Annotated in this window: 10 protein-coding genes; 1 reads left to right on the plus strand and 9 read right to left on the minus strand. The window is 73.0% G+C overall.

Annotated features, from left to right (window positions below):
* The first annotated feature begins 47 nt into the window (after positions 1-47).
* Entirely contained in the window at positions 48-1,397 is a 1,350-nt protein-coding gene (locus tag ACWFR3_RS09935) for a DegT/DnrJ/EryC1/StrS family aminotransferase (protein WP_453734184.1), read from the plus strand.
* Positions 1,398-1,486: 89 nt separating this feature from the next.
* Here ACWFR3_RS09935 and ACWFR3_RS09940 read toward each other — a convergent pair whose 3' ends face one another.
* The 9 genes from ACWFR3_RS09940 to ACWFR3_RS09980 form a co-directional block, all read right to left on the minus strand.
* Positions 1,487-2,452, minus strand: a complete 966-nt coding sequence (locus ACWFR3_RS09940) for a transketolase family protein (protein ID WP_453734064.1) — start codon at positions 2,450-2,452, stop codon at positions 1,487-1,489.
* Positions 2,449-3,372 carry a transketolase gene (locus ACWFR3_RS09945; RefSeq protein WP_453734065.1) on the minus strand — a complete coding sequence of 308 codons (924 nt, stop codon included), beginning with the start codon at positions 3,370-3,372 and terminating at the stop codon, positions 2,449-2,451. The genes ACWFR3_RS09940 and ACWFR3_RS09945 overlap by 4 nt, the downstream gene beginning before the upstream one ends.
* Entirely contained in the window at positions 3,369-4,469 is a 1,101-nt protein-coding gene (locus ACWFR3_RS09950) for a M20/M25/M40 family metallo-hydrolase (RefSeq protein WP_453734066.1), read from the minus strand. The genes ACWFR3_RS09945 and ACWFR3_RS09950 overlap by 4 nt, the downstream gene beginning before the upstream one ends.
* The gene (locus ACWFR3_RS09955; RefSeq protein ID WP_453734067.1) at positions 4,466-5,323 is read right to left on the minus strand and encodes a [LysW]-aminoadipate kinase; all 858 of its coding nucleotides are present in this window, start codon (positions 5,321-5,323) and stop codon (positions 4,466-4,468) included. Before ACWFR3_RS09955 ends, ACWFR3_RS09950 begins: the two co-directional genes overlap by 4 nt.
* Positions 5,324-5,341: 18 nt before the next feature.
* Complete coding sequence (argC, locus tag ACWFR3_RS09960) at positions 5,342-6,373, minus strand: N-acetyl-gamma-glutamyl-phosphate reductase (protein ID WP_453734068.1); 1,032 nt, start codon at positions 6,371-6,373, stop codon at positions 5,342-5,344.
* Positions 6,361-7,227, minus strand: a complete 867-nt coding sequence (locus ACWFR3_RS09965; protein ID WP_453734069.1) for a RimK family alpha-L-glutamate ligase — start codon at positions 7,225-7,227, stop codon at positions 6,361-6,363. The genes argC and ACWFR3_RS09965 overlap by 13 nt, the downstream gene beginning before the upstream one ends.
* Positions 7,224-7,388, minus strand: a complete 165-nt coding sequence (locus ACWFR3_RS09970; protein ID WP_190086224.1) for a lysine biosynthesis protein LysW — start codon at positions 7,386-7,388, stop codon at positions 7,224-7,226. Before ACWFR3_RS09970 ends, ACWFR3_RS09965 begins: the two co-directional genes overlap by 4 nt.
* 191 nt (positions 7,389-7,579) lie before the next feature.
* Positions 7,580-8,932, minus strand: coding sequence for a helix-turn-helix domain-containing protein (locus ACWFR3_RS09975; protein WP_453734070.1), 1,353 nt, complete (start codon positions 8,930-8,932; stop codon positions 7,580-7,582).
* A gap of 168 nt (positions 8,933-9,100) precedes the next feature.
* Positions 9,101-9,262, minus strand: coding sequence for a hypothetical protein (locus ACWFR3_RS09980; protein WP_453734071.1), 162 nt, complete (start codon positions 9,260-9,262; stop codon positions 9,101-9,103).
* Positions 9,263-9,289: the final 27 nt, after the last annotated feature.

Below are 9,289 nucleotides of genomic sequence, written 5' to 3' on the forward strand. Positions count from 1 at the left end.
CAGCGGTGACAATCAAGCAAGCGGTCAAGCCATCGGTCGACCTCGCGATGTTCGGCGGTGGCCGGGCCGTGCCCCGGGATCTGCGGATCAGGGCTTGGCCGACGGTGACCGAGCAGGACGAACAGGCCGTCCAACGGGTGCTGCGCTCCGGCCGGTTCACCTCCGCTTCCTCGGGCGAGGAGGAGATCGCGGGCCTGGAGCGGGAGTGGGCGCGGCACGTGGGCACCGAGCACTGCGTGGCGGTGAGCAACGGCACCGCCGCCCTGTCGGTGGCGCTGAGTGCCGCGGGCGTGGAGCCCGGCGACGAGGTGATCGTGCCCGCCCTGAGCTTCATCGGCAGCGCGACCGCCCCGCTGCACCTCATGGCGGTGCCGGTCTTCGTGGACATCGACCCCGTCACGTTCAACCTGGACCCCGCGGCGCTCGAAGCCGCGATCACCGCCCGGACCAAGGCGATTGTCGTGGTCCACCTGCACGGCCTGCCCGCCGACCTGGACCAGATCACCGCGATCGCCGACCGGCACGGGATCGCCGTCGTCGAGGATGCCGCGCAGGCGCACGGCGCCCGCTACCGGGGCCGCGCCGTGGGCTCGATCGGCAAGGTGAACACGTTCAGCCTCAACGTCAGCAAGAACCTCGCCACGTGCGGCGAGGGCGGCCTGATCACCACCGATGACGCGGACATCGCCACGCGGGCCACCATGTTGCGCCAGTTCGGCGAACTCATCCCGGCGAGCGGCGAACGCAGCTACGTCGCACATCTCCTGGGCTGGAACTGCAAGCCGAACGCGATCCAGGCCGCCTTCACCCGCAGCCGCCTCACGCACTTCGACGCGGAGGCGGCCGCACGCGACCAGAACGTCCGCCGGCTCCTCGGCCGGCTCGCGGACCTGCCGGGCTTCCTGGCGCCCGAGGTGCCGCAAGACCGTACGCATGCCTGGCACATCCTGCGCTTCCGGGTGCGGCCCGCCGCCTTCGGACTCGCCGACACGTTCGCGGGCCCGCTGCGCGCCGTCGTACAGCGGGCGCTGCGCGCCGAAGGGGTGCCCGCCGCGCCCTACCAGCTCCAACCACTGCCCGCGCAACGGGTGTTCGCCGAACGGCGCGGGTTCGGCGGCTACCCGTGGGCGCTGCCCGGCGTCACGGAACGCCCCTACCGCGCCGGGGACTTCCCGGCCACGCTGCGGGTCCTGGACGACTCCTTCACCGTGCAGAAGGCGCATCTGCACCCGGAGTCGGGGCCGCTGCTCGACCGGTACGCCGACGCGTTCGAGAAGGTCTGGGAGCACCACGAGGCCCTGGCCGCCGTCGCCTCGCGCACCGCCCATAAGCCGCACTGGGAGCGGGCCTCGGAGATCGGCGACGCCGAGTGGGAGGCGGCGTTCGGCACGCGCTGACCCGGGCCACGGCGAAGGGGCCGCGGACCGCCCTGGTGGCGGTCCGCGGCCCCTTCGCCGTCAGCAGTCGTCTCAGGTGAGCAGCTGTCTCAGCCCAGCAGCCGTCGTACGTGCTCGATCACCGTGGCCGCGCGGATGCCGTTGCGCGCCAGCAGGTGCCGGTGTCCCCCGCTACCGGCGGCGAACCGGTCGGCCACCGCCACCCGCCGCACCGGACAGGCCACCCCCAGCTCGGCGACCACCTCGGCCACGGCGGAACCGAGGCCCCCGGCGGCCCAGTGCTCCTCGATGGTGACGATGCCGCGCGTGCCCGCGGCGGCGGTGACGATGGCCTGCCGGTCGAGCGGCTTGATCGTATGCATGTTGAGTACGGCCGCCTCGATGCCTGCGGCGGCCAGTTCGTCGGCAGCCTCCAGCGCGGCCAGCACGGGGTGCGGTCCGGTGGCGATCAGTGTGACGTCGCCGCCGCGGCGCAGGGGCTGCGCGGCACCGATCCGTACCGGCTCCGCTCCCGGCGGCATGGCCGGCGTCGCGCCGCGTCCCAGGCGCAGGTAGACCGGCCCGGGCAGCCGTACCGACGCTCGGAGAAGGTGCTCGGTGGCTGCGGCGTCCGCAGGTACCAGGACCGTCATGTTCGGCAGCATCCGCATGACGGCGAGGTCTTCCAACGCGTGGTGGGTGGAGCCGAGATGGCCCGCCGAGAGCCCGCCGTGGGTGGCGGCGATCCGTACCGGGAGGTTGTTCAGGGCGATGTCGAGTTTCACCGCCTCCAGGGCGCGGGTGGCGGCGAAGGTGGCCATGGTGTTGACGAACGGGACGCGGCCGGAGCGGGCGAGGCCCGCCGCCACGCCCATCAGGTTCTGTTCCGCGATGCCGAGGTTGAGGTAGCGCGGTGCGGCCGTGCCCCACGCGGTGCCGGAGAACAGGCCGGTGTCGCTGTCCAGGCACACGTAGCGTTCGTCGGCGGCGGCCAGTTCGACCAGCACGTCCCGGTAGACCTCCCGTGCCGCGCGCTCGTCCTGCGCGACGGGGGGTTCGGCTGTCACGACGCTCATGCGATCTCCGTTCGGGTTCGTTCGCCGCGGGGTCGGTCGCCGGGGGTTCGTTCGCCACGGGGTCGGTCGCCCAAGGTCCTTTCGCCGGGGGCTCGTTCGCCGCGCACCAGCGTCGCGCGGGCGCGCCTGTGCCCGCGTTCGGTGAGCCGGACGTAGTGGCTGCGGGCCTGGCCCTCGATGTACGGCAGTCCCTTGCCTTTGACCGTGCGGGCCAGGAGCACGGTCGGCCTGCCCGGGGTGTGCGGGAGGCCTGACAGGGCCTTGCGCAGTTGGCCCGTGTCATGGCCGTCGACCTCACACACGGTCCACCCGAAGGCGCGCCAGCGGTCGCCGAGCGGCTCCAGGCCCACCGTGTCTTCCGTGTCGCCGCTGATCTGCAGCCCGTTGCGGTCCACGATCGCCACCAGGCGGTCGAGCCCCTTGGCTCCGGCGGCCATCGCGGCCTCCCAGACCGAGCCCTCCTGCAGTTCGCCGTCGCCCAGGACGACGAAGCAGCGCCGGTCGCTGCCGTCCAGACGTGCGGCGAGCGCGAAGCCGACGCCCAGCGGCAGCCCGTGGCCCAGCGAACCGGTGGGCATCTCGACGCCGGGGACGGCCGGATTGGGGTGGGCGGTGAACATGCTGTCGGGGGTGCCGTAGCTGGCCAGAAGCTCCTCGGGGAAGAAGCCCCGCTCCGCCAGGGCGGCGTACAGTCCGATCGCGCCGTGGCCCTTGCTCAGGAGCAGGATGTCGCGGTCGGGGTCGCGGGGCCGGCGCGGGTCGATGCACATGACGTCGCGGTAGAGCGTCACCAGGATCTCGACGAGGGACATCGAGCCGCCGAGGTGGCCGCCTTCCGGGTTGGCGCACATCTGCACGATCAGTTCCCGTGCCCGGCGCGCGTGGTCCTCGCTCGCCCTGCCCACGTGGTCCTCGCTCATCGGCTCTCCCCGCTCCCGCTGAGGTGCGTGTTCAGTGCGGCCAGGGCGCGGGTGAGCACCCGGATGCCGAACAGGTACTGCGGCAGTTCGATGTGTTCGCGGTCGGAGTGGTCCAGGGTGCTGTCTCCGGGGCCGTACGTGGCCATGGGCACCGTCCATTCCTGGGCCAGGGTGTTCATGTCGGAGGTGCCGGTCTTCACCTTCGCCCGCGGGGTGCCGCCCTCGGCCCGGATGGCGACCGAAAGGGCCCGCGCCACGGGGTCGTTGCGGCCGACGCGGCAGGCGTCCACCGCGTTGAGGACCTGGAGCGTGCCCGCGTCCAGGCGTGCGGACAGCTCCTTGACCAGGCGCTCGCCGTCGAAGCCGGGCGGGGTACGGATGCTGAACTCGGCTCTGGCCGCGTCCAGTTCGCCGTTGATGGACGTCAAGGTGGGTCCAGGGCTGTCGAACCGGGCGTGACTGGCGTCCGGTCCGAGCAGCGCCAGGAGTTCGCCCCAGGCCCGCGCCGCAAGCTCGGAGGCCTTGGGCACGACGTTGCTGGGGTGGGTCGCCTCGCACCGCACCTCGTAGCGCAGGTCGAGCTTGCCCTTGTAGCCCAGGACGACCGTGTCGCAGCCGCTGGGCTCGCCGATGACCAGCGCGTCCGGCGGCTCGTGCGTGCGGCGGATCTCCACCGCGCCGCGCGAGAGCGTGGTCTCCTCCTCCACCGCGCCCACGACCACGATCCGGCCGCTGAAGGCGCTGCTCGCGGCAGCCGCGGCAGCCGCGCAGATCATGGTGGCCAGCGGCCCCTTGGCGTCGACGGCGCCCCTGCCGTACAGGCGGTCACCGACCCGCCGCACCGGGATGTCCCCCGGCACGGTGTCCATGTGCCCGAGCAGCATCACCGTCGGTCCGGGGCCGCGCCGGATCTCGCCGACGGCGTTGCCCGCGGCGTCGATCCCGGCGGTGAAGCCCGCCGTACGCAGGGCGTCCACGACGTACGCGGCCACCTCGGGCTCCGCGTAGGACGGGGAGGGGATGCGCAGCATGCCGTGGAGCAGGTCGACGGCGGCCGTGTCGGAGAACCCGGTCCCGCTTCCCACGAGAGCACTCACTCTTCCTCCAGCAGTACTTCGGTGCCCGCGCCCGCCAGGGCGTCCCGTACGGGATGCGGCCGGCGGCCGTCCCCGATCAAAACGCGGCGGGCACCGGCGAGCAGTGCCTCGCGGGCGGCGATCAGCTTGATGCCCATGCCGCCGGTGACCACGGGCGGGGCGCCCTGGCGCGGCACCCGGCAGACGGGAAGCACCGACCGTTCGTCGTGCCGATCGGCAAGGACGCCGCTCGCCCCCGTGAGCAGCAGCAGGGTGCTCGACCCTACGGCGCCCCCCACGCCGCCCCCTCCGCCGCCCGCGACGGCGCCCGCGATGGCAGCGGCGGCCCGGTCGGCGTCGACATTGACCGCACCGCCGTCCTCGGCCACGGCCGGGGGCGACACCACGGGCAGCAGCCCGGAGGCGAGCAGCGTGGCCAGCAGGTCGGCGTTGACCTCGACGATGCGTCCGCTGTGGTCGTCGCGGACGATGATCCGGCGTCCGTCGACGAGGGCGCGGTGCGCCGACTTGCGGGCGGCCACGAGGAGTCCGGCGTCCAGGCCGGTCAGGCCGACCGCGTCCGCGCCGTGGGCGCGCAGGGCGGACAGGAGGCGGGGCTTGACGGATCCGGCGAGGGCCAGCTGCACCACTTCGAGGGTCGGCGTGTCGGTGTACCGGGTCGACACGCCGTCCGGGGCGACGAGCCGGCGGGAGGGCACGCCGAGGCGTTCGGCGAGAGAGTCGATGTCCGCCGAGCCGCCGTGGGCGAGGATCACCGGCGTGCCGCCGCGGTGCACGGCGGCGACGTCCGCGCAGATCGCCTCCGCCCGTACGGCGGCGGTGCCGCCGCACTTGACCACAAGTATGTCCCGCATCGCTTGATCAGCCTCACGTCAGTTCGGGTGCAGTCCGGGGAATTCAAGGCCTGTCCGCTCGGGCCAGCCGAAGCGGACGTTCAGGCATTGCACGGCGCCGCCCGCGCCGCCCTTGACCAGGTTGTCCAGGGCGCCGATCAGGAGCACGGTGCCGTCGTCCGCGGACACCGCGAAGCCGACGTCACAGAAGTTGGAGCCGGTCAGGATCTTCGGTTCGGGCAGCCGGTAGAGGCCCTGGCGCTGGGCGATGACCCGGACGAACGGCTCGTCCGCGTACGCCTTGCGGAACGCGGACCGCACGTCGCGCTCGGTCACTCCGGATGCCAGCGTGGCGCGGCACAGCACCTGGACGCCGCGGACGGCTTCAACGCCGGTGGCGCTCATCTGCACGACACGCCCGGTGGCCTGGGCTATCTCGGCCTCGTGGCGGTGCCGGGAGGGGGCGAACACCCGCAGGGCGCCGCTGCGTTCGGCGTGGGCCGACGCGGGCCCGCCGGAGACCCCCGACCCGCTGGAGCCGGTGCGGGCGTCCACGTGGACGGTGCCCTCGACCAGGCCTGCCTCGGCCATCGGACGGACCGCGAGGATGCCGGCGGTGGCCATGCAGCCGGGGACGGCGATCCGGTCGGCGGCGGCGAGTTGGGCGCGGTGCCATTCCGGGAGGCCGGTGGTGAAGTCGGGGATCAGCTGCGGGGCGCTGTGCGGGACCCCGTAGTAGGACGCGTAGATCCCGGGGTCCCGCAGGCGGAAGTCGCCGGACAGGTCGATGACGGTCTTGGCCAGCTGGAGGAAGCCGGCCATCTTGCCCATCGTCTCGCGGTGCGGTGCGGCCAGGAAGAGCACGTCGGCGTCGACGTCCTCCAGCGCGTCGTGGCCGATGAAGCACAGGTCGGTGAGGCCGCGCAGGTTGGGGTGGGGGCCGTCGACGCGGCGCCCGGCGAGGCGGTCGGAGGTGGCGGCCACGACGGTGACCCGCGGATGGCCGTGCAGCAGCCGGAGCAGTTCGCCGCCGATGTAGCCGGACGCCCCGACGATCGCTACGCGCAGCATGAGCGGGCCCCCGCCACGAGGTGGTCGACGATCCGGTCGGCGACGCCGACCGTGTCGCCGAGGGCCTGTTGCAGACCGGAGAACTCGACGCCGTGGTTGACCTCCAGGACCAGGAGCTCGCCCGTCTCGTCCTCGATCAGGTCGACTCCGGCGATGTCGGCGTCCACGGCCTGCGCGGCGAGCACCGCGAGCTTGGCGAGGTCCGGTGTCAGGGGGCACGGTTCGCTCACGGCGCCCCGCGCCACGTTGGTGCGCCAGTCCTCGGCGCGCCGGTAGGTCGCCGCCACCGCATCGCCGCCCACCACGACGACCCGGATGTCGCGCCCCGGTTTGGCGATCCACTCCTGGACGTAGACGATCCGCGCCTGTGGTGAGGGCAGCGCGGCGGCGTACTCCAGGATGGTTTCCGCGGTCTGCCGGTCCGGCAGTGCGGCGATCAGCCGCCCCCACGAGCCGTGCAGGGGTTTGACGACGGCCGGATAGCCGATGGTGTCCAGTGCCGTCAGCGCCGCTTCCGGGGTCAGGGCCAGGGCCGTGCGGGGGGTCGGGATGCCGGCTTCGGCCAGGGCGGCGGAGGTGCGCCACTTGTCGCCGCACAGTTCGGTGGCCCGCGCGGAGTTGACCACCGTGGCGCCGGCCGCTTCCAGGGCGTGGGCGGCGTAGGTGGCGCGGGCGAGGCCGATCTCCCGGTTCAGGACGACGGGGCGGGGGCCGCGGTCACCGAGTTGGTGCCACCATCCCCGGCTGTCGATGTGCTGGTAGGCGATGGCTCTGCGGTCGAAGGCTGCGAACAGGGCCTTCTCGTCGGTCCGCACCCGGGATGCGAGGACCGCGAACGACGCGGCGCGATTCACTCGCCCCAGTCCTCTTCGATCTCCGGGGCGAGCGCGGCCCGTATGGGATCCAGGGTGAGGATCTCCAATTCGCTCGCGCATTCACCGCATTCCACGATTTCGCCGATCACCGGCGGTCCCGCGGGGACCACCGAGTTCTCGCATTCCGGGCAGGTGACCATGTTGTCGAGTCCTTTCATCGATCACGGAAAGAAACAGGCAGCCGAGGGGCACAGGCAGCCGAAAGACGCAGGTAGCCGAGGGGCACAGGCAGCCGAGAGGGGCAGGCAGGCAGCCCATACGCAGGGCGCCGGAAGACACGGGTAAACGTAGGGGCCGTGCGGGGCCGCGACCGGCAGAACGAGCGGCAGTCTCAGGCGGCCCGGCCCGCCCCCGTCAGGGTCCGCTCGGATTGGTGCAGGAGCCGCACCAGTTGCAGGACGGTGAAACGCTCGGGGCGGTGGTCGCCCACCGGCCGCACCAGGCCCTGGACGAGCAGTGCGTGCAGGGCTGCGGCCGGATCCGGGACGAGAGGGGCGAGGTCCGCGAGGGTCCAGTGCGGGCGGTCGGCCACCTCGGCGAGCACGTGGCGGTGGCGCTCGGCGAGGCCGTCGACGCTGCGTGCCAGGGAACGCAGCAGGTTGTGGCAGGTGCAGCCGGTCGGCGGCGAGAGGAGGGAGGAGTCGCGGCCGGCCCGGGCGAGGAGGAGTTCGGGCGGATACACCAGGCACCAGCCCGCCGCGTACTCCAGCGCCCTGGGGACGCCGTCGAGCCAGCGGCACAATCGCAGTACCGCGTGCGCGTTGTCGTCGCGGAGCCGGAACCCGGGCCGTGAGCGGCGGATGTGCGACAGGAACAGCGCCACGGACGCGACCTCGCTCAGCCGGGCGTGGTCCATGTCCGGTGCCTCTGCCGGTACCTCTGCCGGTACGGCGGTCGCGGTGAGCGGCAGGACACGCTCGTCGGGCAGGTGGCGCGGCGTCAGACCGGTCACCACGACGCGCAGCCCCGGGCAGCGCCGCAGCAGTTCTCCTACGTCCACTCCGCAGGTGCCCGGCGGGTCGTCGCCGTCGATCACAAGGAGCTCGTGCCGGTCGCCGATCGCCCCGGCGAGCTCGTCGGTCACGTCGGCGGCGGGCGCCGGCGCGCCGCCGAAAGCGGAGCCAACCGCCCGCGTCGCACCGCAGCGGCACCGATCTCCGCCCGGGGCGTGCCAGCGGACCCGCCAGCCCCGGCCGCGCAGCACGCGGGCCGCTTCGAGCACCAGATGCGTCTTGCCGATGCCGCTGATCCCGACCACCGTCACCAGGCGGTGCCCGTACACGGTGACCTGGTCGAGCAGCACCTGTAACTCCGCTTCCCGGCCCACCAGCGCGCCGGGCGGCGCGGGCGGTTCGGGAAGTTCGGCGAGCGGCGTCGCCCGCGGGTCCGCCGGGCTTCCCCCGGCGGCGTGCAGCTGGCGCCGTTCCGCTTCGCCGAGCCGCAGCGCGTCGGCGAGCAGTCCCACGCTGTCCCGGCGGGGCCGTCGCACCCGGCCGCTCTCCAGGTCCCGTATCGCCCGGACGCTCAACGTGGCGAAGTCCGCGAGCTGTTGCTGGGTCAGCCCGGACCGGTCACGGTGGCGCCGCAGGAGTTCGGCGAACGGAACCGGGTGGCCGGCCGCGCGTTCATCGAGGGATGCCGCATGCGCGGCGGTTTTCCCGATCGGATGCGGACCGGCCTTCATGCGCCGGGTCACCTCGCCGCGAGTTCCCCCGCGGCCGCCGTGTCCCAGCGGTTCTCTTTCCCGGTCGCTGATGTTCCGGACGGTTTTCCGAATGGTGTTTCGCACGGCTTCGGACGCCCTTTCTCTGTACGGTTTCCGCCTTCCGGTTCCCCCGTACGTTTGCGCAGGTCATCCCCAACCGCTGTCGCCGTCGAGCAGGACGGGGGACGACGCCTTCGCGAGGGCGCCCGCGCTGTCGGCGCCGCTGGTTTCCGCGGCGGCTGTCCCGGCCGTGGCACCGGCCGCCAGCAGGCACAGAACAGTGACGGCGAACGCGCGGACAAACTTCATGGCTTCTCCCGGATTACGAGGGCGAGT

This window comes from Streptomyces sp. NPDC055189, assembly GCF_053606765.1.

Excerpts from the sequence above, each read along its gene's own strand:
- ACWFR3_RS09935 (WP_453734184.1), top strand. The coding sequence starts at position 48 with ATGTTCGGCGGTGGCCGGGCCGTGCCCCGGGATCTGCGGATCAGGGCT.
- ACWFR3_RS09940 (WP_453734064.1), bottom strand. The coding sequence starts at position 2,452 with ATGAGCGTCGTGACAGCCGAACCCCCCGTCGCGCAGGACGAGCGCGCG.
- ACWFR3_RS09945 (WP_453734065.1), bottom strand. The coding sequence starts at position 3,372 with ATGAGCGAGGACCACGTGGGCAGGGCGAGCGAGGACCACGCGCGCCGG.
- ACWFR3_RS09955 (WP_453734067.1), bottom strand. The coding sequence starts at position 5,323 with ATGCGGGACATACTTGTGGTCAAGTGCGGCGGCACCGCCGCCGTACGG.
- argC (WP_453734068.1), bottom strand. The coding sequence starts at position 6,373 with ATGCTGCGCGTAGCGATCGTCGGGGCGTCCGGCTACATCGGCGGCGAA.
- ACWFR3_RS09970 (WP_190086224.1), bottom strand. The coding sequence starts at position 7,388 with ATGGTCACCTGCCCGGAATGCGAGAACTCGGTGGTCCCCGCGGGACCG.
- ACWFR3_RS09975 (WP_453734070.1), bottom strand. The coding sequence starts at position 8,932 with ATGAAGGCCGGTCCGCATCCGATCGGGAAAACCGCCGCGCATGCGGCA.
- ACWFR3_RS09980 (WP_453734071.1), bottom strand. The coding sequence starts at position 9,262 with ATGAAGTTTGTCCGCGCGTTCGCCGTCACTGTTCTGTGCCTGCTGGCG.